This is a genomic window from Micromonospora sp. NPDC003816 (genome assembly GCF_042874705.1).
Lineage (GTDB): Bacteria > Actinomycetota > Actinomycetes > Mycobacteriales > Micromonosporaceae > Micromonospora.
Genome location: NZ_JBIANP010000010.1, coordinates 49,588 through 75,054, shown reverse-complemented (window position 1 = coordinate 75,054; position 25,467 = coordinate 49,588). Strand labels below are relative to the sequence as shown.

The 25,467-nt window shown below is 71.3% G+C and carries 22 protein-coding genes; 11 read left to right on the top strand and 11 right to left on the bottom strand.

Features of this window, described 5'->3' with window-relative positions; genetic code table 11:
* Positions 1 to 84: 84 nt before the first annotated feature.
* A complete protein-coding gene (locus tag ACFYTT_RS25350) occupies positions 85 to 741 on the bottom strand; it encodes a response regulator transcription factor (protein WP_131054924.1) in 657 nt (218 codons plus the stop codon).
* A 596-nt stretch (positions 742 to 1,337) separates the two neighbouring features.
* Positions 1,338 to 2,741, bottom strand: a complete 1,404-nt coding sequence (locus ACFYTT_RS25345) for a glycosyltransferase family 4 protein (RefSeq protein ID WP_387262835.1) — start codon at positions 2,739 to 2,741, stop codon at positions 1,338 to 1,340.
* 327 nt (positions 2,742 to 3,068) lie between these two features.
* On the opposite strand from ACFYTT_RS25345, the gene glgX reads away from it, so the two are divergent.
* From glgX to treZ, 3 genes are read left to right on the top strand one after another with little or no spacing between them, the layout of a single operon-like run.
* Positions 3,069 to 5,186: a glycogen debranching protein GlgX gene (gene glgX / locus ACFYTT_RS25340; RefSeq protein ID WP_176094354.1), complete on the top strand. Its 2,118-nt coding sequence runs from the start codon at positions 3,069 to 3,071 to the stop codon at positions 5,184 to 5,186.
* 2 nt (positions 5,187 to 5,188) lie between these two features.
* Positions 5,189 to 7,492 (top strand): malto-oligosyltrehalose synthase, encoded by a 2,304-nt coding sequence (gene treY, locus ACFYTT_RS25335; protein WP_387262831.1) that lies wholly within the window; start codon positions 5,189 to 5,191, stop codon positions 7,490 to 7,492.
* Positions 7,489 to 9,213, top strand: a complete 1,725-nt coding sequence (treZ, locus tag ACFYTT_RS25330; protein ID WP_387262828.1) for a malto-oligosyltrehalose trehalohydrolase — start codon at positions 7,489 to 7,491, stop codon at positions 9,211 to 9,213. Before treY ends, treZ begins: the two co-directional genes overlap by 4 nt.
* 38 nt (positions 9,214 to 9,251) lie before the next feature.
* Here treZ and ACFYTT_RS25325 read toward each other — a convergent pair whose 3' ends face one another.
* Positions 9,252 to 10,211, bottom strand: a complete 960-nt coding sequence (locus ACFYTT_RS25325; RefSeq protein ID WP_387262825.1) for a hypothetical protein — start codon at positions 10,209 to 10,211, stop codon at positions 9,252 to 9,254.
* Between the two features lie 105 nt (positions 10,212 to 10,316).
* A complete protein-coding gene (locus ACFYTT_RS25320; RefSeq protein ID WP_387262822.1) occupies positions 10,317 to 11,288 on the bottom strand; it encodes a hypothetical protein in 972 nt (323 codons plus the stop codon).
* 383 nt (positions 11,289 to 11,671) lie between these two features.
* On the opposite strand from ACFYTT_RS25320, the gene ACFYTT_RS25315 reads away from it, so the two are divergent.
* Complete coding sequence (locus tag ACFYTT_RS25315; RefSeq protein WP_387262820.1) at positions 11,672 to 12,103, top strand: DUF6082 family protein; 432 nt, start codon at positions 11,672 to 11,674, stop codon at positions 12,101 to 12,103.
* A 20-nt stretch (positions 12,104 to 12,123) separates the two neighbouring features.
* Here the strand turns inward: ACFYTT_RS25315 and ACFYTT_RS25310 are convergent, their stop codons facing one another.
* Together ACFYTT_RS25310 and ACFYTT_RS25305 are read right to left on the bottom strand one after the other, a co-directional pair.
* Complete coding sequence (locus ACFYTT_RS25310) at positions 12,124 to 12,618, bottom strand: NUDIX domain-containing protein (protein ID WP_387262818.1); 495 nt, start codon at positions 12,616 to 12,618, stop codon at positions 12,124 to 12,126.
* A 338-nt stretch (positions 12,619 to 12,956) separates the two neighbouring features.
* Positions 12,957 to 13,931: a DMT family transporter gene (locus ACFYTT_RS25305; RefSeq protein ID WP_387262815.1), complete on the bottom strand. Its 975-nt coding sequence runs from the start codon at positions 13,929 to 13,931 to the stop codon at positions 12,957 to 12,959.
* Between the two features lie 81 nt (positions 13,932 to 14,012).
* On the opposite strand from ACFYTT_RS25305, the gene ACFYTT_RS25300 reads away from it, so the two are divergent.
* The gene (locus ACFYTT_RS25300; protein WP_387262812.1) at positions 14,013 to 14,912 is read left to right on the top strand and encodes a LysR family transcriptional regulator; all 900 of its coding nucleotides are present in this window, start codon (positions 14,013 to 14,015) and stop codon (positions 14,910 to 14,912) included.
* Between the two features lie 5 nt (positions 14,913 to 14,917).
* Here ACFYTT_RS25300 and ACFYTT_RS25295 read toward each other — a convergent pair whose 3' ends face one another.
* Positions 14,918 to 16,057 carry a hypothetical protein gene (locus ACFYTT_RS25295; RefSeq protein ID WP_387262809.1) on the bottom strand — a complete coding sequence of 380 codons (1,140 nt, stop codon included), beginning with the start codon at positions 16,055 to 16,057 and terminating at the stop codon, positions 14,918 to 14,920.
* A gap of 89 nt (positions 16,058 to 16,146) precedes the next feature.
* Positions 16,147 to 17,079, bottom strand: coding sequence for an inositol monophosphatase family protein (locus ACFYTT_RS25290; protein ID WP_387262806.1), 933 nt, complete (start codon positions 17,077 to 17,079; stop codon positions 16,147 to 16,149).
* A gap of 196 nt (positions 17,080 to 17,275) precedes the next feature.
* On the opposite strand from ACFYTT_RS25290, the gene argG reads away from it, so the two are divergent.
* From argG to ACFYTT_RS25275, 3 genes are all read left to right on the top strand, one after another.
* Entirely contained in the window at positions 17,276 to 18,724 is a 1,449-nt protein-coding gene (argG, locus tag ACFYTT_RS25285) for an argininosuccinate synthase (RefSeq protein WP_387262803.1), read from the top strand.
* A gap of 161 nt (positions 18,725 to 18,885) precedes the next feature.
* Positions 18,886 to 19,209, top strand: a complete 324-nt coding sequence (locus ACFYTT_RS25280; protein ID WP_357217187.1) for a hypothetical protein — start codon at positions 18,886 to 18,888, stop codon at positions 19,207 to 19,209.
* A gap of 112 nt (positions 19,210 to 19,321) precedes the next feature.
* Positions 19,322 to 19,450, top strand: a complete 129-nt coding sequence (locus ACFYTT_RS25275; RefSeq protein WP_387262800.1) for a hypothetical protein — start codon at positions 19,322 to 19,324, stop codon at positions 19,448 to 19,450.
* A 7-nt stretch (positions 19,451 to 19,457) separates the two neighbouring features.
* On the opposite strand, the gene ACFYTT_RS25270 is transcribed toward ACFYTT_RS25275, so the two are convergent.
* Together ACFYTT_RS25270 and ACFYTT_RS25265 are read right to left on the bottom strand one after the other, a co-directional pair.
* Positions 19,458 to 20,498 carry a carboxypeptidase-like regulatory domain-containing protein gene (locus ACFYTT_RS25270; RefSeq protein ID WP_387262797.1) on the bottom strand — a complete coding sequence of 347 codons (1,041 nt, stop codon included), beginning with the start codon at positions 20,496 to 20,498 and terminating at the stop codon, positions 19,458 to 19,460.
* An 86-nt stretch (positions 20,499 to 20,584) separates the two neighbouring features.
* Positions 20,585 to 22,063 (bottom strand): glutamate--cysteine ligase, encoded by a 1,479-nt coding sequence (locus ACFYTT_RS25265; protein WP_131054292.1) that lies wholly within the window; start codon positions 22,061 to 22,063, stop codon positions 20,585 to 20,587.
* A 101-nt stretch (positions 22,064 to 22,164) separates the two neighbouring features.
* On the opposite strand from ACFYTT_RS25265, the gene ACFYTT_RS25260 reads away from it, so the two are divergent.
* Positions 22,165 to 22,512 carry a DUF3817 domain-containing protein gene (locus tag ACFYTT_RS25260; protein WP_131054293.1) on the top strand — a complete coding sequence of 116 codons (348 nt, stop codon included), beginning with the start codon at positions 22,165 to 22,167 and terminating at the stop codon, positions 22,510 to 22,512.
* A gap of 3 nt (positions 22,513 to 22,515) precedes the next feature.
* On the opposite strand, the gene ACFYTT_RS25255 is transcribed toward ACFYTT_RS25260, so the two are convergent.
* The gene (locus ACFYTT_RS25255; protein WP_387262950.1) at positions 22,516 to 23,055 is read right to left on the bottom strand and encodes a hypothetical protein; all 540 of its coding nucleotides are present in this window, start codon (positions 23,053 to 23,055) and stop codon (positions 22,516 to 22,518) included.
* 148 nt (positions 23,056 to 23,203) lie between these two features.
* On the opposite strand from ACFYTT_RS25255, the gene ACFYTT_RS25250 reads away from it, so the two are divergent.
* Positions 23,204 to 24,322 (top strand): Vms1/Ankzf1 family peptidyl-tRNA hydrolase, encoded by a 1,119-nt coding sequence (locus ACFYTT_RS25250; RefSeq protein WP_387262793.1) that lies wholly within the window; start codon positions 23,204 to 23,206, stop codon positions 24,320 to 24,322.
* Complete coding sequence (locus tag ACFYTT_RS25245) at positions 24,315 to 25,400, top strand: thiamine pyrophosphate-binding protein (RefSeq protein WP_387262791.1); 1,086 nt, start codon at positions 24,315 to 24,317, stop codon at positions 25,398 to 25,400. The genes ACFYTT_RS25250 and ACFYTT_RS25245 overlap by 8 nt, the downstream gene beginning before the upstream one ends.
* Positions 25,401 to 25,467 lie beyond the last annotated feature (67 nt).

Sequence of the window (25,467 nt, the reverse complement as noted above, 5' to 3'; positions counted from 1 at the left end):
CCTCAGCGGGCCGACTGCGGGGCCGCGAGCAGGGATTCTTGAGGATGCCTTGAGGTTCGGCCGGCCTCGGCCCTGAGTCGATGCTCAGCCGGACCGGAGGCGATAACCGACCCCGCGTACGGTTTCGACCAGCCCGGCGTCGTCGAGCTTGGCACGCAGCGCGGCCACGTGGACGTCGAGGTTGTGCCGGGTCGCCCAGGTGGTCTGCCAGACCTCCAACTGCAAGCGGTCCCGGGGCACCACGGTGCCCGGCTGCCGGGCCAGCGCCAGCAGCAGGTCGAACTCCTTGCGGGAGAGGCCGACCTCCCGGTCGGAGACCCAGACCCGTCGGGCGTCCACGTCGATCCGCAGCGTGTCGACCTGCACCAGGGTCGCCGGCCGGGCGGTACGCGTCGTCCGCCGCATCACCGCCTCGATCCGGGCCTGCAACTCGACCATCGAGAAGGGCTTCACCACGTAGTCGTCCGCCCCGGCCCGCAGCCCGGCCACCCGGTCGTGCTCCTCGACGCGCGCCGTCACGGCGATGATGGCGACCTCCTCGTTGTGCTGGCGGATCCGCCGGCACACCTCCAGGCCGTCGCGGTCCGGCAGGTTCATGTCGAGCAGGATGAGGTCCACCGGCTCCGCCTCGACCGCCTCGGCGGCCGTCAGCGCCTGCACGACCTCGTGCCCCCGGCGCCGCAGCGCTGCGGAGAGGCCCGCCGACACGCGGAGGTCGTCTTCCACCAGGAGCACCCGCACGCACACCCTCCTCGACCTCGCGGAGGCCGCAGCCTTCCCGAATTCTTGCGAGTCTGTCGGATGTGAAGTAGTGGTGACCAGTGCAGATACAAGATCGTAACGACAGAATCATCTGGCCGAACGGGTCTGGCCGCCTCGGATCCGACCTCGGCGGACCCGCCCGACGGCAGGGCCACGGACGCCGCCCCGGCACGACCCGCCCCGGGACCTGCCGCACCGGGGCGTCACTGTCGGTAGCCCACCCCGGTGTCCGCGGTTTCCCCTGCGGCCCCTTTGCTCTGCTTCAACCCACGCATCGGTAACCCTCTGCAGTGGATGCGCCGTCGCCGTGATGGCACCGTCGTCGGATCGGTGCAGCTCAAGTGCTATTGCGTGGGTTGAAGCAGAGCAAAGGCGGGGAGGTGGACCACTGGTGGCGGCCGGGCACCGTCACGTTCGGCGACGCTTACGCAACGCCACCACCCTGGTGGTACGCGACCGTCCCGGCACCGTTCGCCCCGGCACGCGAACGAGCCAGTGCCGACCGGGTGGGTCGACACTGGCTCGTCGAGGCGCAACGCCGTGTGGCGCGAGCGCTGTGGGGTGTGGGGCGTGGGTCAGCGCAGGCCGGCGGCGGCCAGCAGGTTGCCCTCCGGGACCACCGGGCGCGACCGGCCGTGCGCCATGAGCTGCGCGGCGCGCTCGGCGGCCACGTTCGGGGCCTGGGCGATGGCCGTCGCGTACGCCGAGCCGGTGCGGCTGGCGATGGCGGCCCAGCCGTACTGCTCGTGCACCATGGCGCGGGCGCGACGGGCCAGCGCCCGGGCGCGTTCCCGGTCGGAGAGCACCGCGTGCACGGCGTCGGTCAGCGCGTCCGGGTCGTGCGGCCGGAACGTCATGCCGGTGACGCCCGGTTCGACGATCTCGGCGAGTCCACCGGTCTCGGCGACCGCGAGCGGGGCACCGGCGGCGGCGCCCTCCAACGCCACCATGCCGAACGGCTCGTAGATGCTGGGCACCGCGAAGCAGTCCGAGGCGGCCATCACGGCCGGCAGGTCGGTGCCGCCGAGGAAGCCGGGCAGGCTGACCATGCCGCCCAGACCGAGCCGGTGCACGTCGGCCTCCAACTCGCCACGGTACGGCCCGTCGCCGACGATCACCGCGCGCAGCCCGGGGTGCCGCTCGCGCAGCTTGGGCAGCCCGGCGAGCAGGTGCTGCACGCCCTTCTCGTAGACCAGCCGCCCGGCGAAGGTGACCAGCGGGCCGTCCCCGGCGAACCGGGCCCGGGCCTGCGCCACCGCGCTGGCCGACACCCGCCAGCGATGCGGCTCCACGCCGTTCGGCACCACGTCGACGCGATCGGTCGGCACCCCGAACAGGGCGCTGACCTCCTCGCGCATGTATCCGGAGCAGACCACCACCCGGGTCGACTCGGTGCTGAGCCAGTGCTCGACGCCGTGGATGGTGCGGTTCATCTCCTCGGGCAGCCAGCCCTGGTGCCGGCCCGCCTCGGTGGCGTGGATGGTGCTGACCAGCGGCAGGTCCAGGTGGTCGCGCAGGGTCATCGCGGCGTGCGCGACCAGCCAGTCGTGCGCGTGGATGACGTCGTAGCCGCCGGAGGAGGCGGCGCGCAGCGCGGCCCGGGTCAGCGTGTGGTTGAACGCCATCGTCCAGGCGAGCAGGCTCTCGGTGGCCAGCGGGAAGGCCACCGGGTCCTCGGCGGCGCGGACGACCCGGACGCCGTCGACGTACTCCTCCAGCGGAGCGCCTTCGCAGTGACGGGTGACGACGGTGACCTCGTGGCCGGCGGCGACCAGGGCCACCGAGAGCGCGTGCACGTGCCGGCCCAGACCGCCCACGAGCACCGGCGGGAACTCCCACGACAGCATCAGGATGCGGTGGGTGCGCGGCGAGGTGGCCGGACCGGGCTGGGCCGGGATCTGGGGTCGCGAGGTGAGGGTGGGCCGGTGGATTCGGTCCGTGGCGGTGGCGGTACGCCCGCCGATCCGCAGGGTCGTCACAAGAGTCTCCGTCCGTGCAGCAGAGAACGTGCCGGCGTCGGTGGCGGCGGGGGAACAGCGTCGGGGGTTCGGGCACGCGAGAACTTGCCCGGTAACAAGGAAACGGCATGATGGCCGATAACGCACCTTGAGAACGGTCACAGTGACGGACGGCACCGCAAGGGTTCATCTCGCATCAGTCGGCTGGATACCGGGCATTCACCCGATCGGATGGATTGGTGGCGGACCGTGCGGGGCATTACCGCCCCGCGCACCGGCCCGGCTCCCCCGGACGGGTGCGCTTCCGGGCGCGGGCGCGCGCTCGTGACACGTGGCCGAAGGAGCGACATGCAGGTCTGGCCGGGCGAGCGGTATCCCCTCGGGGCCACGTACGACGGGATGGGCACCAACTTCGCGATCTTCTCCGAGGTGGCGGACAAGATCGAACTGTGCCTCTTCGACGAGTGGGACGTCGGACACGAGCGTCGGGTGGAACTGCGCGAGGTGGACGCGTACGTCTGGCACGCGTACATCCCGGGGGTCGGACCCGGCCAGCGGTACGGCTACCGCGTGCACGGCCCGTACGAGCCCGCGAACGGGCTGCGGTGCAACCCGCACAAGCTGCTCATCGACCCGTACGCCAAGGCGATCGACGGGGACGTGCAGTGGGACCCGGCGGTCTACGACTACGAGCACGGCGACCCGGACCGGATGAACGTCACCGACTCGGCGCCGTTCATGCCCAAGTCCGTGGTGGTGAACCCGTACTTCGACTGGGGCAACGACGCCCCGCCCCGCATCCCGTACCACCACTCGGTGATCTACGAGGCGCACGTGCGCGGGCTGACCATGCGGCTGCCCGGCATCCCCGAGGAGTTGCGCGGCACGTACGCGGGCATCGCCTCGCCGCCGATGATCGAACACCTGACCCGGCTCGGCATCACCGCCATCGAGCTGATGCCGGTGCACCAGTTCGTCAACGACCACCGTCTGGCCGACCTGGGGCTGCGCAACTACTGGGGCTACAACACGATCGGCTTCTTCGCCCCGCACCACGCCTACTCGGCGCTGGGACACCTGGGTCAGCAGGTGCAGGAGTTCCGGGGCATGGTCAAGGCGCTGCACGCGGCCGGCATCGAGGTCATCCTCGACGTGGTCTACAACCACACCGCCGAGGGCAACCACCTCGGCCCGACGCTCAGCTTCAAGGGCGTCGACAATCCCAGCTACTACCGCCTGTCGGAGGAGAACCGGCAGTACTACGTCGACTACACCGGCACCGGCAACAGCCTCAACGTCCGCAGCCCGCACTCGCTGCAACTGATCATGGATTCGCTGCGGTACTGGGTCACCGAGATGCACGTGGACGGTTTCCGGTTCGACCTGGCCGCCACCCTGGCCCGTGAGTTCTACGAGGTCGACCGGCTCTCCACCTTCTTCGAGGTGGTGCAGCAGGACCCGGTGGTGAGCCGGGTCAAGCTGATCGCCGAGCCGTGGGACGTGGGCCCCGGCGGCTACCAGGTCGGCAACTTCCCGCCGCAGTGGACCGAGTGGAACGGCAAGTACCGCGACACCGTCCGCGACTTCTGGCGCGGCGAGCCGGCCACCCTCGCCGAGTTCGCCTCCCGGATCTCCGGCTCCGCCGACCTCTACCAGGACGACGGACGCCGCCCCTTCCACAGCATCAACTTCGTCACCTGCCACGACGGCTTCACCCTGGCCGACCTGGTTTCCTACAACGACAAGCACAACGAGGCCAACGGCGAGGAGAACCGCGACGGCGAGAGCCACAACCGCTCCTGGAACTGCGGCGTCGAGGGCGACACCGACGACCCGGGCGTACGCGCCCTGCGCGCCAAGCAGCAGCGCAACTTCATCGCCACCCTGCTGCTGTCCCAGGGCGTACCGATGATCGGCCACGGCGACGAGATGGGTCGCACCCAACGGGGCAACAACAACGCCTACTGCCAGGACAGCGAGATCGCCTGGATCGACTGGGACGCGATCGACACCGGCCTGCTCGACTTCACCCGCCGGCTGGTCGAGTTCCGGCGCCAGCACCAGGTGTTCCAGCGCCGCCGCTTCTTCACCGGCCTGCCGGTGCACGGTCGCGGGGTCGACGAGCCCCTGCCCGACCTGGCCTGGTACACCCCGGACGGGCGGGAGATGACCGGCGAGGACTGGGGCAACGACTTCGGCCGCTCGGTGGCGCTGTTCGTCAACGGCGAGGGCATCCGGGAACGCGGCCAGTACGGCCAGCGCCACCACGACGCCTCGTTCTGGCTCTGCTTCAACGCCCACGACGCGCCACTGGACTTCACCCCGCCGCCGGCCGAGTTCGGCCAGCGCTGGAAGCTCGTGATCAGCACCGCCGAACCCGACCAGGACAAGGGCACCACCGTGGAGACCGGCGATTCGGTCTGCGTACCGGACCGCTCGCTGGTGGTGCTGGAGAGGGTGGACTGACCATGACCGTGACCCCCGTCGGGGCGACCTACCGGGTGCAGGTGAGCCCGGGCTTCGACCTGGACGCCACCGCCGGCCTCGCCGACTATCTCGCCGACCTCGGCGTCACCCACCTCTACAGCGCGCCGCTGCTGGCCGCCGCGCCGGGCAGCGCGCACGGTTACGACGTCGTCGACCACCGCAGGGTCAACCCGGAACTCGGCGGCGAGCCCGCCCGGCAGCGCCTGCTGCGGGCCCTGCGCGCGGCCGGTCTCGGCCTGGTCGTGGACATCGTGCCCAACCACGCCGGAGTCGCCGTGCCGGCCGCCAACCCGGCCTGGTGGGACGTGCTGCGCCGGGGCCGCGACTCGGCGTACGCCCACTGGTTCGACATCGACTGGACGCGCGACCGGCTGCTGCTGCCGGTGCTCGCCGACGACCCCGAGGCGCCGGCCGACCTGAAGATCGCCGACGGCGAGCTGCGCTACCACGAGCACCGCTTCCCGATCGCCGACGGCACCGGCGACGGCAGCCCCCGCGAGGTGCACGACCGGCAGCACTACGAGCTGGTCTCCTGGCGACGCGGGGACGCCGAGCTGACGTACCGCCGGTTCTTCTCGATCGCCTCCCTGGCCGGGCTGCGGGTGGAGGACCCGGAGGTGTTCGCCGCCACCCACGAGCTGATCCTGGCCTGGGTGGCGGCCGGTGAGGTCGACGGCATCCGGGTCGACCACCCCGACGGGCTGCGCGACCCCGGCGGCTACCTGGCCCGGCTGCGCGAGGCCGCCCCCGACGCGTGGCTGGTGGTGGAGAAGATCCTGGAGTACGGCGAGGAACTGCCCTCCTGGCCGGTGGAGGGCACCACCGGCTACGACGCCCTCAACGCCGTCGGTGGACTCTTCGTCGACAGCGACGCCGAGGCCGACTTCACCGCCCTGGACACCCGGCTGGTCGGGCGGGCCACCTCCTGGGCCGACCTGACCCACGACACGAAACTCGGTGCCGCCACCCGACTGCTCGCCACCGAGCTGGCGCGACTCGCCGCACTCGCCCCCGACGTGGAGCCGGACGCGGCCCGCGCCGCCCTGGCCGAACTGGCCGCCGCGTTCCCGGTCTACCGGGGCTACCCGCCCGACGGGGCACGGCACCTCGCCAACGCCCGCGCCGAGGCCGGCCGCCGTCGCAGCGACCTGACCGGCGCGCTGGACGCGGTCACCCGGCGGCTGCGTGACCCCGACGACGAGCTGGCCCGCCGCTTCCCCCAGTTCACCGGCGCGGTGATGGCCAAGGGCGTCGAGGACACCGCCTACTACCGGTGGACCCGGTTCGTCGCGCTCAACGAGGTCGGCGGCGGCCCCGCCCACTTCGGCACCCTGCCCGGCCGGTTCCACCGCTTCGCCGCCGCCCGGCACGACCGCTGGCCGGCGAGCATGACCACGCTCTCGACCCACGACACCAAACGCGGCGAGGACGTCCGCGCCCGCCTGGCCGTCCTCGCCGAACTGCCGCGCCGCTGGGCCGAGCAGGTCACCGCCTGGACCTCCGCCGTGCCGCTCCCCGACGCCGCCCTGGCCCACCTGCTCTGGCAGACCGTCGTCGGCGCCTGGCCGATCGCGCGCGAGCGGATGCATGCGTACGCCGAGAAGGCCGCCCGGGAGGCCGCCGCCTCGACCGGTTGGACCGACCCCGACCCGGCCTTCGAGCAGGCGATGCACGCCCTGGTCGACGCCATGTACGACGACCCCGCGGTGCACGCCTCGATCGCCGCGTTCGCCGCCGAGATCACCCCGCCCGGCTGGTCCAACTCGCTCGGGCAGAAGCTGGTGCAGCTCGCCATGCCCGGCGTGCCCGACACCTACCAGGGCACCGAGCTGTGGGACGACTCCCTCGTCGACCCCGACAACCGCCGCCCGGTCGACTTCGCCGTACGCCGGGACCTGCTGGCCCGGCTCGATGCCGGCTGGCAGCCGGCGGTGGACGAGACCGGCGCGGCCAAGCTGCTCGTGGTGTCCCGGACCCTGCGGCTGCGTCGCGACCGCCCGGAGCTGTTCGGCGACTACCAGCCGGTCGTCGTGCACGGCCCGGCCGCCCGGCACGCGGTCGCCTTCGACCGGGGCGGCGCGCTCGCCGTCGCCACCCGGCTGCCGTTGCGCCTGGCGGCGGGCGGCGGCTGGCGCGACACCACCCTGTCATTACCCGTTAAAGAGATGTCGTGCCAGTTCACCGGGCAGGTCTACAGTGACGGTCAGGCCCGTCTGGCCGACCTGCTCGCCACCTATCCCGTCGCGCTGCTCGCCCCCCTCGATGGCTCCGGGAAGGCGTCATGACCGAGTTCACCGTCTGGGCACCGGAGGCGTCCCGGGTCCGGTTGCGCCTGACCGGCGCCGCCGACCACGAGATGCGCGCCTCCCGGGGCGGCTGGTGGCGCGTCGAGGTGCCCGACGCCGGCGACGACTACCAGTTCCTGCTCGACGACGACGACCAGGCGCTGCCCGACCCCCGCTCGCGGTGGCAGCCCGACGGCGTGCACGGCCCGAGCCGCCGCTACGACCACGCGGCGTTCGACTGGACCGACGGCGGCTGGACCGGCCGCCAACTGCCCGGCAGCGTCCTCTACGAACTGCACGTCGGCACGTTCACCCCGGAAGGCACCTTCGACGCCGCGATCGGCAAGCTCGACCACCTGGTCGACCTCGGCGTCGACATGATCGAGCTGCTGCCGGTCAACGCCTTCAACGGCGAACACAACTGGGGGTACGACGGCGCCTGCTGGTTCGCCCCGCACGAACCGTACGGCGGCCCCGACGGCCTGAAACGGCTCGTCGACGCCGCCCACGCCAAGGGGCTGGGGGTGATCCTCGACGTCGTCTACAACCATTTCGGGCCCTCCGGGGCCTACGCGCCGATGTTCGCGCCGTACCTCAGCGAGCGGGACACCCCCTGGGGCCAGGCGGTCAACCTGGACGGCCCGCACTCCGACGGCGTACGCCGCTTCATCACCGACAGCATCCTGATGTGGCTGCGCGACTACCACGTCGACGGCCTGCGTCTGGACGCCGTGCACGCGATGCCCGACTCCCGCGCGGTGCACCTGCTGGAGGAGATCGCCGTCGAGGTCGAGTCGCTCTCGGTGCACCTGGGCCGCCCGCTCTCCCTGATCGCCGAGTCCGACCTCAACGACCCCCGACTGATCAGCCCCCGCGAGGCCGGCGGCTACGGCCTGCACGCCCAGTGGAACGACGACGCCCACCACGCCCTGCACACCCTGCTCACCGGCGAACGGCAGGGCTACTACGGCGACTTCGGCACCATGGAGTGCCTCGCCGAGGTGCTCACCGGCGCCTTCTTCCACACCGGCACCTGGTCCACCTTCCGCCACCGCCAGCACGGCCGCCCGGTCGACCCGCGTACCCCCGGCCACCGCTTCGTCGCGTACCTCCAGAACCACGACCAGATCGGCAACCGCGCGCTTGGCGACCGCCTCTCGGCGACGCTCTCCCCGGCACTGCTGCGCGTCGGCGCGACGCTGCTGATGACCGCACCCTTCACGCCGATGCTGTTCATGGGGGAGGAGTGGGCGGCGTCGACGCCCTGGCAGTACTTCACGTCGCACCCGGAGCCCGAACTGGCCACCGCCGTGGTGACCGGCCGCCGCAGCGAGTTCGCCGCCCACGGCTGGCCGCCCGGCGACGTGCCCGACCCGCAGGACCGGCAGACCTTCGTCCGCTCCCGGCTGGACTGGGCCGAGCTGGACAAACCCGAACACCGCCAGATGTACGAGTTCCACCGCCGACTGATCGCGCTGCGCAAGTCCCGCCCCGAACTGTCCGACCCGCACCTGTTCGCCATCGACGTCCGTCACGGCGACCGGTTCCTGGTGATGCGGCGTGGCGGCTGCCTGGTGGCCGCGAACCTCGCGGACAAGCCGCAGCGCGTGACGCTGCCCGGGGTGGCCCGCCGGGTGCTGCTGGCCACCGGGGAGGGCGTCACCGTGCAACGCGACCGCATCGAGCTACCGGCGGAGACGGCAGCGATCGTGGCACTCTGACCGGCCGGTCGTCCCCGCCCACGGGGGTCTGTCGCCGACTACCAGAAGCGCCACCGGGCGGGATCCTCGTGGCCCTCCACCAGCCGGATCGAGGCCGCCAGCTTCAGCGCGTCGTCCCGGTCCCCCATCACGGCAGACGCGTACGGCTCGATCCACACCTCCGCCACGCAGTCGGCGCATCGACCGGGCAGTTGCGCCACCCGGTAGATACCCATGGTGCCCGCCTTTCTCCGACTCTCAGACACCGTGGCGGACCGGCCTGCCACGGTGACTCGGTCGAGGTGTCTGGCGCGGGCCAGCTTCTCCGTGCTGACCCCGACCCGAACCACCGGCCGCGAATCCGGCTGGTCCTCCTCGACCCGCCCCACCAGGTAGTCGGCGGAGTACGAGATGTGTCCGTCCGCCTTCCAGTACAGCCGCGTCTTTTCGAGCACGGCGCCGTCGGGCAGGCCCTTCACCCGGATCGGCAGGGCGCGTGGCGTGGCTTCCAGGCGAACGCCCTCGGCCACCCGACGCGCGATCTCATCCCGGCGGTCCTCCGCGCTCTTCGCGTACAACATCATGTGCATCCACGCGTCCGGTGCGTACTCCCAGGTCAGCACCCGGCTGAAGTCGAAGGTGGCCTGGAAGGCGGGACGGCCGTGCACCTGGAGGCGTTCGCCACGAACGGGCACCTCGCCCGAGTCCTCGTCGTACGGAACGACACTGCGGATATCGACACCCCGCGCTGCCATCCGGAGCTCGATCGACCAGTCGGGGTCGAATGAGGAAGCGTCTTCCTCCTCGGTGCTCGGCGCGTCGTCGAATGATCCGTGGATGTCGAGGCGATGAAACTCTGGCCCGGTGGTGTATTCGGCTGTTTCCACGGGGCCGGGCAGATAGCCGAGGCGCATGATCTGCTGACCCGGGTCGAATCGCACGGGTGCCGACGTGACGATGTCGTCCGTGTTCAACGCCCGTCCGGTGACCCACGCGCTCAGACTCGCCACCACCGCCACCCCGACCGTCACGGTCACCAGGATCAGGACCCGACCTTTGGTGCTCGCCATGGAACATCCTCCCCGATGCGGCGCGGTGCGGCGGCGCGGTGTTGGAGTTTCCGACTACCAGGTGCGCCACTTCGCGGGATCCTCGTGGCCCTCCACCAGCCGGATCGAGGCCGCCAGCAGCAGTGCGGCCTTCCTGTCCCGCACCGCCGTGGCGCCGGCGCTTCGCTTGGGTATGTGCAGCTCCGCGACGCACTGGGCACACCCACCGGGGAGTTGACCCACCCGGTAGGTCCCTGCGCTGCTCTTCCTGCTGAAGACGTCTGCGGTGGCGGCCCGGCCCGACACGGTCACGGCTTCGGTGCCGCTGTCCAGGCTCTCGGTGGTGAGACCCACCGTGAAGTCGGGATCGATGAAGCCTCCGTAGTCCTTCTGCTCCAGCAGGTACCCGGCGGAGGACCGAACAGGTCCGTCCTCGGACCATTCCAGGACCGCACTGCCGAGTACGGCGCCTTCGGGCAACCCCGCCGTCTCGAACGGCAGGGCGAGCGGTCTCGTCTCCCAGCGAATGCCCTCGGCGACCTGACGAGCGAGCGCGAGCTCAGTGCTCCGGTCGACACCGTGCACCGTTATCCGGATCCATGAATACCGCACGTACTCCCAGGACAGCACCTGACCCTCGTTGGTGAAGGCGGGACGCCCGCGCACCGGCGCGATCTCATCGCCCGGTAACGTCCATCCGGCCTCTTCGTCGTACTCCCGGTCCCAACGGTGCGCGTCGACGTCCTGTGCCGCCATCCTGACCTCGACCCGCCAGCTCCGATCGACGGGCTTTGGGGGGTCTCCCGACTGCCAGTTCCAGTCGCTGGGCGGCTGCCCGCTCACCATGATGCTCTGCATACCGGGCTCGGTCTCGTATCTCGCCCAGCGGACAGTGCCAGGCAGAAAAGTGAGGTGGATCAGTTGCTGGCCGGGGTCGAATCTGAAGGGCACCGATGTGGGTAGGCCGTGAGAGACGTCGTCCGTCTGCGGAGCCCGTCGGATGGCCCAGACGGTCAGGCCCGCCACCACCGCGACCAGGGTCGTCACGGTCACCAGGATCAGGGCCCGGCGGCTGGTGCCGCGCCTGTCGACAGGGGGCATCTCGGCGGCGGAGGCAGGAGGCAGCTTCCCCGGTTCGTGCGCGTCACTCGCCACGGACGTCCTCCCGAGTCGGTGCGCCGTGCGGCGGCGCGACCCGGGGAGTCTATGACCTGTCCCGTCCCGGCTGCTGTCCCTTAGCTCGACCAGGGTCCCTGTTGATGCCGCACTCACCGATGCCGCACCGGCGTCCACCATCATCGTGGCAGTGCAGCTGTTTCCAGCCCGGCGTGTCGAACAGCTACGCTGCCACGATCACAGCCGCAAATGGGGACAGGTGATCAGGTAAGGGTGAATCGTGGTCGGGCGCCCATTCGACCACTGCGGACCGGGTGTGGATCTCCGACCCGGACAACCACCTGAAGGTGTATGCCAACCTGTTCGTCAGCCACTGGACGATGGTGTGGGACCTCGCGGAGATGCGGGAGGACACGCTGCACGTCGTGGCGAGTCGGCTGTTCGAGTCGGCGGTGGCGCGCGAGTGGTGGAAGGTCAATGGTCAGTCCTACTGCAGCTCCCGTCGACGGAAGAAGTTCGTCGCCATCCTCTCCGATGAATGTGATCTCGCAGCTCTGGCGGCCCGGCCGTCTTCGCTGCCGACATCGCCGGATCCGCTGCCGATTCCGCCGCAGCCGACGTCTTCGAGCGGCAGTCGTAGTCGCACCCTCGTGATCGGTGTCGCTGCCGGCATCGGTATCGGGATCCTGCTGCACTCCGCGACGCGTAGACGCAGGGTGATGTGCCTGGTCGGCTCTCGTTCGTGAACTGGCCGCAGGTCACGCCGTCACACGGTTGACCGCTGCAAAGGTGGGGTCGCTGGAAGGTAGATCGGCCTGCGCTGGGAGCGGGCGTGGAGGGCGGCGCTGACTCGGTGGGCCACGGTGGTGGTGAGGAGCTTCTCGGCTTCGTCGGGCGGGAAGAAGGCGGCCTCGGTAAGTTCGTCCGCTGGCAGATCGAGACGCTCGGTGCCGGTGAGCGTGCCGCAGTCGAACGTGAAGTGGACCAGGGAGCGCAGGCGCGGACCGTCGGGCGGTGCCCAGTCCACCACGAGCAGGTCGCCGACGGGCAGCGTGAGGCCCAACTCCTCGTGGACCTCGCGGGCGCACGCGTGGTGCGGCGCCTCGTCGGCCTCCACGCCGCCGCCCGGGAACGCCCAGTGGTCGCGGTAGCGGGGCTTGACCAGCAGTACGTCGCCGGCCGGTTCGGTGATCAGGGCACCGGCCGAGGCGTGGAAGGTCGGCAGGTTGGCGTACCAGACGGAAGGCTCGGTCCACGTCACGAACCGAAGGTAGCGGCCCGGATGTCGACGGTGCGGTCCCACGCCGAGGTCGATCGGTGCCGCTGATCCGTCTGTGCCGTCAGCTCGAAAGGGGCCGGGGAGCACACTTCGAGGCGCGAGCGGAGGCGCGCACCTGCCGTGGGGAGCGAGCTGGGACGCCGACGAGCCTGTCAGGCGCGAGCGGGTCCACGTGCGGCGCGGCGAGGCACGAGCGGGGCCGGGTGCCACCCGGTGGCGGACGGGTCGGTGGTCGGCGCGTACTCCTGGCGGGAATGCGTGGCGACGGGCCGCACCGGCCGGCGTCGCGCGCCTGGCGGTGCGGCCGTGCCGCCGTTCTTTCAGCGGCGCGTCGCGAAGACCACGCCGGCCAGGCAGAGCGTGCCGCCCAGCAGGGCGAGCGGCGCGGGTACCTCACCCAGCAGCGTCCAGGAGAGCAGGACCGTCACCGGCGGGACCAGGTAGGTCGCGGCGGTGGTGCGGCCCGCCGTCCAGCGGGACAGGACGTAACCCCAGGTGAGGAAGCCGATCGCGGTCGGGAACACGCCGAGGAACAGCACGCCCAGGGTCGCCGGGAGCGGCGCCGCGGCGAACTCCGCGAGCAGCGTGGGCGCGAACGGCAGCAGAGCCGCCGTCCCGGCGAGCGCGCCGAGCCAGGTCATCGTCACCGCGTCCACCCGCGCCAGGAGACGCTTCTGGAGCAGTACGCCGAAGGCGTACAGCAGGGCGGAGAGCACCGCCAGCGCGACGCCCACCGGGTCGGCGTGCCCGGTGAAGCCGCCGACCGCGATCAGGGCCACGCCCGCGAAGGCGATCGTCACCCCGACGCCGAGGCGGCCGGTGAGCCGCTCGCCGAGTACGAGTGTCGCGGCGATCGCGACGAGGATGGGCGCGACCGCCACCAGCAGCGCGGCTGTCCCGGCGTCGATGAGTCGTTCGGCGGCGTTGAGCGCCACGTTGTACCCGCCGAACCAGGCCACGCCCCAGAGCGCGATCAGCCCCAGCGTGCCGCCCCGGGGGACGGCGACCCGGCGGGGGACCGTCGCTTCGGTGTGCCGGACCCGGAACCGCCGGGTGACGGCGACGAACAGGGTCAGCGCGGCGGAGGCCGCCACCATGCGGCCCAGCGCCATCGCGCCTGGCGAGTAGTCGTGCCCGGCGAAGCGGATGCCGACGAACGCCGAGGCCCAGAGCACGACCGTGGTCCCGGCGGCTACCACGATCGGCCAGGACCGGCGCGGTGCCGCAGGTCGGGGGTACGACGCGCCACGGGAGTCGTCGGCGGCGGCCCTGGCGGGAGCTTCGGTGAGCGTCATGGACCGATTCTCGAATGCTCGACGATTCAGCACCAGCGACTCTTTCTTCACGACAGTTAAGTTTTGCTTTACGGTTGTGAGGTGCTCGACGTCCACCGCCTCCGGGTCTTCCGTTCCGTCGTCGCCTCCGGCTCCGTCCAGGCTGCCGCCGCCAACCTCGGTTACACCCCCTCCGCCGTCAGTCAGCACCTCACCGCGCTGCAACGCGAGACCGGGCTCACTCTCCTCGCCCGCGCCGGCCGGGGCCTGCGTCCCACCGCCGCCGGCCATGCCCTCGCCGCCGAGGCGGACCGGGTGCTCGCCCGCGTCGGCGCGGCCGAGTCGCTGATCGCCGACCTGCGTACCGGTCGCACCGGCTCGCTCTCCATCGCGTACTTCGCGTCGGTGGGCGAGGCGTGGATGCCGCTGGTGGTACGCCGCATCCTCGCCGACCTGCCCGGCGTCCGGATCGACCTGCAACTCCGGGAGCACATCCCGGACAGTCGGGAGGAACGCGCCGACGTCCAGGTGGTCGTGGCGGACCCCGGCTTCGATCCCGGTGCGGGCTTCACCGCCCAGCACATCGTCGACGACCCGTACGTGGCCGTCCTGCCCGCCGGGCACCCCCTCGCCGGCCACGACGAGGTGGACCTCGCCGAACTCGCCGAAGAACGCTGGGTCGACAACGACTTCGCCCGAGGCTGGTGCCGCGCCAAACTCCTCGAAGCCTGCACCGCCGCCGGATTCAGCCCGGCGTTCCGGGTCGAGGCGCACGACTACCGGACGGCGCTCGCCTTCGTCGCGGCCGGCATCGGCCTCACGGTGCTGCCCGCGCTCGGCGCCGCACACCTGCCGGACGGTGTGACTCCGATCCGGGTGGTCCGCCCGACACCGGTCCGCTCGATCCACGTGGTGGTGCACGACGCCGTCGAACACACTCCCGCCGTACGCACCACGATCGCCGCCCTCCGCGAAGCAGCCGGCACCTCGCACACGCGATAGATCGCTCAGCGGCCGGCGCGTTTCCAGGCGCGGTAGAACTCCTTGTAGAGGAACCGCTGCACCGGTGTACCCGTGGCGGAGACCTGCTTCCCGATCGCCCGTGCGCCGATCCACATCCCGGCCACCTTGGGCACGCCGGGCAGCGACTCGGTCACCGACGCGACCCCGTTGACCAGTTCCTGCTCCACCGTCGAGAGCGCGACCTTGCGTAGGCCGAGCCGTTCCAGCAATTGTCGTTTCGCTCCGCTGATGTCCCGAGCGAGACGCAGGTAATCCTCGTCGGTGACGCACCTGGCGACGGCGGCGCGCAGGTCGGCCGCCTTCTCGCGGTACTCGGCGATGCGCGCGACGACCAGCCCGATCCAGTCGCGCTCGTTCATCCGACCGGTCTCCGCAGCCTGCCAGAGCCGCCCACCGAGCAGCGGCAGTTCGAGTTCCAGAAGCTGCACCCGGTGGGTGTCGTTGTCGTCCGCCGCCGTCACGAGAGTCTCGTGGATGCCGCGAATGGCCTTGATGACGTCGAGTACGACCCCCTCCGTCGCGCCTTCGGTGGAGAGATCGAAGGTCAGCAGGAAATCACGTCGGATCGGATGTGCCTGATAGGTCAGCCCGGTGGCGTCGGCCCGCGAGCGGTACTTCAGGCCCCGCGCCAGAGTCGCCGCGACGTACACCTCCTCGTCGGGCGGAGCCATCGACCGCAGCGGGCCCCGGAGCACGATCGATGCCGCCCGTGCCCAGGTGCCGAAGGGATCGTCCTCGACACCGTCAGCGGTACCGATGCGATCCGTGTGGTGGCCCTCCACCCGTACGTGCGCCGCCTGGAAGGCACACCATCCATGGATCCGCTTCGACAGCGAGTTGCGCACGCCGGGTATCGCGTCATCACACGCGATCGCCTGCTCGATGAACTGGCCGAGCACCTGATTCCCGCGCCGGCTCTGCAACTCGTCCAGAGCCTCCTCCTCTGCACCGCGTACCCGGCTTGTCTCGGCGTCGCCGAGCTGCAGTGGGTGCAGCAGGCCGGCGTCGGCGAGCGCACGCAGCAGGTGCGGTTTGCCGCCGAAATCAGCGGCGGAGGGCCGGGCGAGGACCGGATGGGCGACCCAGACCCGCTCCATGAAGATCAGGGACTGGATCAGTTCCACGAACGACTGACGGGCGAAGGGGTCGCCAGGGCGAGTGCCGTGATTCTGGGCAACCACGAAATCTTCGGCACTGATGATCGATGTGACGTCTACGAGGACTTCGGTGTTCCGGTGGGGGAGTCCCGAGCTAGCTCCACGAACCACTTCACGGCCTCCGGGCGACCCATCACGGTGCTGGCGAAAGTCGGCTCTGGTTGGGCGAGCGTTTCCATCGACACCGGAAGGCGGCGAATGGCATTCACGTCCGTGGACATTAGACCGACGATCTCACCGAGGCACAAGCCCGCGAGACCGTCCCAGACCTTCTGCCGAGGACGATAGAAGAGGTCGAAGCGTGGAGAGTGTGCCGCGAGATCGGTGAGGTCCAGGGCGGTGCGCAGCATGTCCAACGTCTGTGACGTGGTGCGCGTCTTGACCGCGTACCCGGCGTCGATCATGCCGTTCTCGTGCGGCGGTGGCGTCGAGCCCGCGCTACGGGTCAGGGATACGACACGTGTCGGTTCCTCGTGGTGACGGGCGGGCCTGCCGTTGACGGTGATCGTCCGTCCAGATCGTGAGGCGACCACGACGACCGGCATACGACCGGCGGCCAGTTCAGGGGCGACGATGAGTGCGGCCACCGGTTCCCGGTGCTCCAACAGGCAGACGACGGAGCAGAACTCCGCGCTCTCCGGCTTGACGAACTCGGCGGTGCCGTCGATCGGATCGATGACCCAGATCCGCTCGGGCTCCTCGTCAGAGCCCGGACGCCACGTGCCGCTGCCGGACTCTTCCGCGAGAATCCGTGCCTCGGGATCGATCTCCCGGATCCTCCCGATGATCATTTGCTCGATTGCGAGGTCGGCTTCGGTGAGCAGGGTGTGGTCGGCCTTCTCCCGTACGTCCAGCTCGGCCACGCGTGACCGGTACGTGGTGAGGACCTCCAGCAACTCCGTCGTCAGGTCGGCCCACAGCTTGCCAAGATCCATCGGCTCGACTCTCCTCGCGACCAGATCGGGATGGCCTTCGATCGACGGGTCCATCATTCCATTCATCGCCCGTCTGGCCGAGCGCTCCAGCTGCCGGAGAGCTGTTCAACGCGAGGTGGTGGGAGCGACTTCGGGCGCGCGGCACCCGGATGTAAGGAGGGGACCCCTGCTATGCACGAGGCGTTAGCAGGGGGCCCTTCCTTGCACCGCCGACTTGCATGGGTATGCGGGGTGGTGCATACTCTTCCTTGTGTCCAAGGTTCTTACCTCCCTGCCCACGGGTGAACGTGTCGGCATCGCCTTCTCCGGCGGCCTCGACACCTCGGTCGCGGTCGCGTGGATGCGCGACAAGGGCGCGGTGCCCTGCGCCTACACCGCCGACATCGGCCAGTACGACGAGCCCGACATCGCCTCGGTGCCCGGTCGCGCGCTTAACTACGGCGCCGAGCTGGCCCGCCTGGTGGACTGCCGCGCCGCCTTGGTCGAGGAGGGGCTGGCAGCGTTGACCTGCGGCGCCTTCCACATCCGCTCGGGCGGGCGGGCGTACTTCAACACCACGCCGTTGGGGCGCGCGGTCACCGGGACGCTGCTGGTGCGCGCGATGGTCGCCGACGACGTGCAGATCTGGGGCGACGGGTCGACCTTCAAGGGCAACGACATCGAGCGCTTCTACCGGTACGGCCTGCTGGCCAACCCGCAGCTGCGGATCTACAAGCCGTGGCTGGACAGCAGCTTCGTCACCGAGCTGGGCGGTCGCAAGGAGATGTCCGAGTGGCTGCAGGAGCGCGGCCTGCCCTACCGGGACAGCACCGAGAAGGCGTACTCCACGGACGCCAACATCTGGGGCGCCACGCACGAGGCGAAGACGCTCGAACACCTGGACACCGGCATCGAGACGGTCAATCCGATCATGGGTGTGCGGTTCTGGGACCCGACGGTGGAGATCCCCGCCGAGGACGTGACGATCGGGTTCGACCAGGGCCGCCCGGTCACGATCAACGGCAAGGAGTTCGGCAGCGCGGTGGACCTGGTGCTGGAGGCCAACGCCATCGGCGGCCGGCACGGCATGGGCATGTCCGACCAGATCGAGAACCGGATCATCGAGGCCAAGAGCCGGGGCATCTACGAGGCCCCCGGCATGGCGCTGCTGCACGCCGCCTACGAGCGGCTGGTCAACGCCATCCACAACGAGGACACCCTGGCGAACTACCACAACGAGGGTCGTCGTCTCGGTCGCCTGATGTACGAGGGTCGCTGGCTGGACCCGCAGGCGCTGATGTTGCGCGAGTCGCTGCAACGGTGGGTCGGCACGGCGGTCAGCGGCGAGGTGACGCTGCGACTGCGGCGGGGCGAGGACTACTCGATCCTGGACACCACCGGCCCGGCCTTCAGCTACCACCCGGACAAGCTGTCCATGGAGCGTACGGAGGACTCGGCGTTCGGTCCGGCGGACCGCATCGGCCAGCTCACCATGCGCAACCTGGACATCGCCGACTCCCGGGCCAAGCTGGAGCAGTACGCGAACCTGGGCATGGTCGGCGGCGCGCCGCAGCGGGTGCTCGGTGCCGCGCAGGCCGCCTCCACCGGGCTGATCGGGGCGATGCCGGAGGGTGGCGCGGAGGCGATCGCCTCCCGGGGTGTCTCCTCGACCGAGGACGCGGCCCTCGACCGTGCCGCCATGGAGTTCGGCGTCGACTGACCGCCGGGGCTCCGACCAGGCTCACCCGCCCGCCGTCGACGGTCACCCACCGTCGGCGGCGGGCGGTGCCGTCTCCGGCGCGAGGATCCGCGACCGGTACGCTGGCCGCCCCCGGGTGTCCCGTACGTCCGACGCCCCCGGGTGTCCCGAAGGAGGTGGCCGTGCCCGCAGTGCTCCGACCCTGGCTGGCGGTCGCCGTGGCGAGCGCCGTCGCGGTCCTCGCCTGGGCCGGCTTCTGGTATCTGGCCGTGCCGCGCGTCGACGTGTGCCCGGCGGTCCACCCCGCGCCGGCCGGTTGCCGGGTCGACGAACGGATCTCCACCGCGTGGGCCTGGACGATCATCGTGGCGCTGCTCTATGCGGCCACCGTCGTCGCCCAGGTGCGTCCGAGTGCGCAGCGCCGCCAGGCGGTCCTGCTGGGCACCGTGGCGCTCGGTGTCTCGGCCGTATACGGCCTCTGGAAGGTGTGGCAGGCGGGCGGCTGAACCCGGGCGGCGCGCGGCCACCGATCGATGGCCGATCGACCGAAGTGACCTTCCTCGCGGATCCGCTTTACCGTGCGTAGCCGGCGGCTACGGCACCCGCAACGACATCGCGGTGCTCTGGCCCCCGGACCGGCCTCCGATCGTGCTGGCGGTGATCTCCGGCCGGGGCGGGAAGGACGCCGAGTCCGACGACGTCCTTCTCGCTCGGGCGACCGCGCTGACCCTGGGCGCCCTGCGCTGAACCGGGCTCACGGCACGGTGGCACCGGTGAAGTCGAAGTGCGCGGTCAACGGGGTGCCGCGTACCCGCAGGGGTTGGGCGCCGCCGATCTGCGCGGCGTTCGGATACCACCGGCTCGGCGTGTACGCGCAGTCGCAGCGCAGCACCACCGACTGCCCCGGCAGCAGCCGCAGCGTGTATTCGGAGCCCGCGTCCGACACGCCCACGACGTCACCAGTGCGGGAATGGAACGCGATCACCTGCGCGTAGTAGGAGATGTCCGGGGCGGTGACGGTGCCGCTGAGCACCGTGCCGGGAGTGAGCGTCTGGTCGAGGGTGGCGGTCCGACCGGCGCGGACCCGGACCGTGCGGGCCTCGCGCCAGTCGGCGGTGCCGCCGGACCACTGGCTGGCCATCTGGTTCGCACTGAAGTACAACGGCCAGTGGTACGGCCCGAGGCCGGTCAGCGTGTATCGGCCGTCGTCGTCGCTGATGGCGCCGGGGCTGCCGTACTTGGGATGCGCGACGAACGGCATCGTCGTGACACTCGCGTAGTAGACCAGCGGCGTGCCGTCCGGCTGGGACAGTTGGCCGGTGACGGCACCCGGTGGGTCGAAGCGGACCGTCGGCGCGGTGACGGTCCGGCCGGCCCGCACCGTGACGACCGTCGCCTTCTCCCGTTGGCCGGTGCCGCCGTGCGCGCCGACCCACTGCAGGCCGTGGTGGGTTTCGTAGGGTCGGGCGAGCAGGCGGTAGCGGCCGGGTGGCACGGTGGTGACGACCACCGCACCGCCCTCGATCCCGTTGCAGCCGGCGTGCCGCCCGATCTGTTCCTCGCCGATGGCGACGACGGTGAGCGGGTCGCGGTCGACCGGGATGAGATTCAGGCAGCCGCGGGCGTCGGCGCCGGTGGCGGCGTCCCGCATCGTGGTCCGTAGCTCGCCGGTGGTGGCGGTTCCGGTGCGCGGGCCGGCGGCGGCGGGCAGGGGCTGGAGGGCGCCGCCGACGAGGGCGAGCGCGAGGAGGGGTGCGACGAGGCGGGTGACGGAGTGTCGGTGTGACGGAGGCATCGGCGGATCCTCTCGACCCGGCGGAAGGACGTCGCACCTACGGTAATGCCCGTGCCCTTCTGGTCACTCTCTGTGTCAGGAGGCTGTCAGGGGATCGGCCACTCGTGGACCGGGCGGTTGCTGTGCATCAGTTCCACGTAGTGCCGCAGCACCTCGCGCAGCGCGTCCGGCCGGTCGAGCTGGTCGGTCGACTCCAGCCGGTGCAGCGTGGCGACCTGCCAGCTCGCGCCGTTACGGCCGGTGAGGCAGCGCTGCTCGATGACGCCGAGCAGGCGGTCCCGCTCGTCCGGGTCGACGCCCCAGTGGTCCAGGCCCTGCTGGGCCAGCGGGAGCAGGCGACGCAGCACCAGCTCGGTGACGGGCAGGTAGCCCAGGCCGGGCCAGAAGACGCGCGCGTCGATGCCGTGCCGGGCGCAGGTGTTGAAGTTCTCCTCGGCGGCGCTGAACGACATCTGCGACCACAGTGGCCGGTCCGCCTCGGCGAGTGCCCGGACGAGTCCGAAGTAGAAGGCGCCGTTGGCGACGGTGTCCAGCACGGTCGGCCCGGCCGGCAGCACCCGGTTCTCCACCCGCAGGTGCGGGCGACCCCGGTGCACGTCGTAGACGGGTCGGTTCCAGCGGTAGATCGTGCCGTTGTGCAACCGCAGCTCGGCCAGGTTCGGTACGCCACCGGCGGCCAGCGTCTCGGACGGGTCCTCGTCGTCGCAGACCGGGAGCAGGGCCGGGAAGTAGCGCACGTTCTCCTCGAACAGGTCGAAGACCGAGGTGATCCAGCGTTCCCCGAACCACACCCGGGGCCGTACGCCCTGCGACTTGATCTCCTCGGGGCGGGTGTCGGTGGCCTGCTGGAACAGCGGGATGCGGGTCTCCCGCCACAGTTCCCGGCCGAAGAACAGCGGCGAGTTCGCGCCGAGCGCCACCTGGATCCCGGCGATGGCCTGGGCGGCGTTCCAGTAGTCGGCGAACTGCGCCGGGGAGACCTGGAGGTGGAACTGGGTGCTGGTGCAGGCGGCCTCCGGGGTGATGGTGTCGGCGGTCACCGACAGCCGTTCCACGCCGTTGACCGAGATCTGTAGGTCCTCGCCCCGGGCGGCGAAGATCTGCTCGTTGAGCAACGCGTAGCGGGGATTGGGCGACAGCGTCGCGGCGGTCAGGTGCTCGGGGCGTACGGTCGGCAGGATGCCGATCATCACCAGGCGGGCGTCGACCGTCCGGGCCTGCTGGTCGGCGGCGTTCAGGCTGGCCCGTACGCTCTGCTCGAACTCGGCCAGGCCGGTGCCGGTCAGCCGCCGGGGCGCCACGTTGATCTCGACGTTGAACTGCCCGAGCTCCGTCTGGAAACTCGGGTCGGCCACCGCACGCAACACGTCGGTGTTGCGCATGGTGGGCATGGAGTCCTCGTCCACCAGGTTCAGCTCGATCTCCAGGCCGGTCATCGGCCGGTCGACGTCGAACCGGGACTCCCGCAGCATCTCGGCGAAGACGTCGAGACAGCGCCGCACCTTGTCCCGGTAGCGAGCCCGATCCTGGCGACTGAAGGTCTGCGCGCCGACTTCCTCGCCCATGGTCACCACCCTGTCACCCGTGGTACCCCCGACGTGGCACGTCCATGCCTCCGGGTGGAAGCCCCGACCACGTGCGTTTCACGGATCCGGCGGCACATACCATGGCTGACGTGCGCGAGAAGGTGACCCGGCTGTTCGTGGTGGCGGCGATCGCGGAGGCGATCTCCTGGGCCGGCCTGTTGGCCGGGATGGCGGCGAAGTACGGCCCGCCCGACAACGAGCTGGGGGTCAAGGTGTTCGGCCCGATCCACGGTGCGCTCTTCGTGGTGTACGGGCTGCTGGTGCTGGCCGTGGCCCGAGTCAACCGGTGGAGCCTGACGGCCACGGTGGTGGCGCTGGCCTGCGCGGTGCCGCCGTTCGCCACCATCGTCTTCGAGCGTTGGGCCCGCCGACGCGGCATGCTCGACACCACGTCCGCGCCGCAGCGGGAGCCCGCCCCGGTCGGCTGACCCTCAGGTGAGGGCGGTGCAGGCGGCCAGCCCGGCCAGGAGCAGCAGACCCAGCGTGGCCTGGAGCAGCAGCGGTGGGCCGAGGTGTGACCACATGGTGGCGGTACGCGGCCGTAGAAGTTGACCGGTGGTCAGGTTGACGATCCGTTCGATCTTCGGCGCCAGATCCGGGTCGCCCTGGTCGCGCAGGGTGAGCTGGACGTGGTCGGCCGGGTGCAGCGCGCTCTGCGGCAGGTGTCCGTGCAGCTCCACCTCGTACAGTTTGCCGTTCGAGTCGCGCAGACGGACCGGCGTGACGAGGTACTCCGGTCCCTTCTTCAGCTCCTTGAACGTGCGGCGGCCGGTGCCGGAACCGGCGCTGAGCGCGGCCCGCACCAGTTTGGCGAGCAGGCCGATCACCCCGGCGGCGGCCACCACCACCATCAGCACCGGCTGCCCCACGCGTACCTCCCGGGGGTAACCGTCCATCAGCCGCACGATCTGCGCGGTGAGGATCCGACCGGTCGGATGCAGGCTGCGCCGCGAGTACGACGTCGTGTCCATGTCCACCACCCAGAGTCCGCTTCTGCTCACAGATCGTATCGATCCTCGGGGTTGAACGACGTGAATGAAAATCGGTCACGCGGTGGCCGGCAGGTGACAAGCCGGGTGGCGCGGGTAAGCGGTGGGCCGAGCCGGAAAGGGGTCGAGCATGCAGCTGTCCTTCCTGCGCCCGCTCTATCAGCGCCCGGGTCCGTGGTGCTCGGTCTACCTGGACGCCTCGATGGACACCGAGGACGCCCACGCCGCCCTCGACCTGCGCTGGCGCGGGCTGCAACAGCAGCTCGCCGAGCAGGGGGCCGACGAACCGACCATCGCCGCCATCGACCGGGTGGTCCGCGGGCACGACCCGCTGCCCGGGGACTACGGGATCGCCGTCTTCGGCGCCCAGGGGCGGGTGGTGCTCTCCGAGTACCTGGCCGCGCCACCCCGGCGGGACCTGGCCGCGTACGCGCCGTTGCCGCACGTGATGCCGCTGCTCTCCCAACGGGGTGAGCAGGTCGCGTGGGTACGCGTGTTGGCCGACCGGACCGGTGCCGACGCGATGTCGGTCAGCGCCGGCGGGGTGCCCCGACGAGCTCACGTCACCGGCCGGGAGAGCTTCCCGTTGCGCCGGGTCAAGCCCGGCGGCTGGTCGCAGTCGCGTTACCAGCGCGCCGCCATGGAGGCGTGGCACCACAACGCGGGCGACGTCACCGCGGCCACCGTGGAGCTGGCCGAACGGGTCGGTGCCGAGGTGGTCGTGGTGGCCGGCGACATCCGGGCCACCGGCATGATCGCCGCCCAGATGCCGGCCCGCTGGCAGGACATGGTGGTCCGCACCGACGCCGGGTCCCGCGCCGAGGGGGCCGACCAGAGCCTGCTCGACGACCTGACCGTGCAGACCATCGCCGATCTAGCCGACCAGCGGGTGACCGCCGCGCTGGACCGCTTCGGCACCCAGGAGGACGTCGGCGCCGGACTCGACGCCGTGGTCGCCGCGCTGCAACGCAACCAGGTCGACACGATGCTGCTGGTGGACGACCCGTCCGCCGACGGGCAGCTCTGGATCGGCCCGGCGGCCACCGACATCGCCACCGATCCGAGTCAGCTCGTCACCGTGGCCGAGCCGGCCCGGGTACGCGCCGACGCGGCGCTGGTGCGGGCGCTGGTCGGCACCGACGCCGAACTGACCGTGCTGGGCCCGGACGAGGCTCCGCAGCTCGTGGAGGGCGTGGGTGCGGTGCTGCGCTACGTCGACCCGGTCACGCCGGGACGGGGCGGTGTCTGACCCGGCCGTCGCGGACGCGGTCGTCGCACGGTTGCTGGCCTGGCGGGTCGCGCGGGTGTATGGCGCGCCGGGCCCGGCGACCGCGCCGCTGGTCGAGGCGTTGCACGCGGCCGGTGGCGACCCGGAGTTCGTTCCCGTGCGGCACGCCGACAGCGCCGCGCTGATGGCCGCCGGGCACGCCCGGTTCGCGGGTGGGGTCGGCGTCTGCCTCTCCGACGGCGGGCCGGACGCGTTGGGTCTGCTCGGCGGTCTCGACGCCGCCCGGCGGGCCGGCCTGCCGGTGCTGGCGGTGCTCGGCGAGCAGCAGCCGGACGGGCACCGTGACGACGGCCCCCGCTTCGCCGGGACGTGTCGGCACGTCCGGTACGTCGCCGACCCGACCCGGGCACCGGAGTTGGTGGACGAGGCGTTGGGCAGCGCCCTGCGCGGCGGTGGACCGGTCTGCCTGGTGCTGCCCGCCGACGCGTCCGCCCGCCGCGCCCCGGGAGGCCCCGGCCGGGCGGTCGACCCGTGGCAGGCTATCGACGACCTGGTCACCCGGCTGCCCCCGGGCGGCGCGGTGACCGTGGACGGCGGCGGCACCGTCGCCGGGTACGCCCGCCACCTGCGGGTACCCGCCGGTGTCGAGGTGCTGCGCACCGACGGTGCCCCCGGCACGGCCGTGCCGTACGCGCTGGCCGCCAAGCTGGCCGACCCGGCCCGTCCGGTGCTCGCCGTCGTCGCCGACGAGGGGATGCGCGCCTCCGGGCTGGCCGAACTGGTCGCCGTCGCCCGACACCGGGCGGCGTGGCCCGATCCGCGCCTGGTGCTGCTGGTGCTGAACACCCGCTCCGGGCACCCCCGGTACGCCGGGTCGCCCCACCCGCCCACCGACGACGTCCCGTACGCGGGCTGGGCCCGCCTGCTCGGTCTGCGTGGCATCCGCGTCGACCGGCCGGAACTGGTCGGCGCGGCCGGGGCCGAGGCGTTCGGCGCGGACCGGCCGTGCCTGCTGGAGCTGGTGGTCGGCCCGGCCGGCATGGACCCCGCCGGGGTGTTGCGTACCGTCGGGGTGGACAGTCGAAGATCACCTGATTGATCCCGCTCGGTGGAGGGATGCCCTGTTTAAGGCGCATCCGGGCGGGAAGCCGGGCCGCGTGAGCGAA

Coding starts and splice junctions, on each gene's coding strand:
- ACFYTT_RS25305 (WP_387262815.1), bottom strand. CDS start 13,931: ATGACGCTCACCGAAGCTCCCGCCAGGGCCGCCGCCGACGACTCCCGT.
- ACFYTT_RS25270 (WP_387262797.1), bottom strand. CDS start 20,498: ATGCCTCCGTCACACCGACACTCCGTCACCCGCCTCGTCGCACCCCTC.
- ACFYTT_RS25265 (WP_131054292.1), bottom strand. CDS start 22,063: ATGGGCGAGGAAGTCGGCGCGCAGACCTTCAGTCGCCAGGATCGGGCT.
- ACFYTT_RS25260 (WP_131054293.1), top strand. CDS start 22,165: ATGGCTGACGTGCGCGAGAAGGTGACCCGGCTGTTCGTGGTGGCGGCG.
- ACFYTT_RS25250 (WP_387262793.1), top strand. CDS start 23,204: ATGCAGCTGTCCTTCCTGCGCCCGCTCTATCAGCGCCCGGGTCCGTGG.
- ACFYTT_RS25255 (WP_387262950.1), bottom strand. CDS start 23,055: ATGGACACGACGTCGTACTCGCGGCGCAGCCTGCATCCGACCGGTCGG.
- treY (WP_387262831.1), top strand. CDS start 5,189: ATGACCGTGACCCCCGTCGGGGCGACCTACCGGGTGCAGGTGAGCCCG.
- treZ (WP_387262828.1), top strand. CDS start 7,489: ATGACCGAGTTCACCGTCTGGGCACCGGAGGCGTCCCGGGTCCGGTTG.
- glgX (WP_176094354.1), top strand. CDS start 3,069: ATGCAGGTCTGGCCGGGCGAGCGGTATCCCCTCGGGGCCACGTACGAC.
- ACFYTT_RS25290 (WP_387262806.1), bottom strand. CDS start 17,079: ATGGACCCGTCGATCGAAGGCCATCCCGATCTGGTCGCGAGGAGAGTC.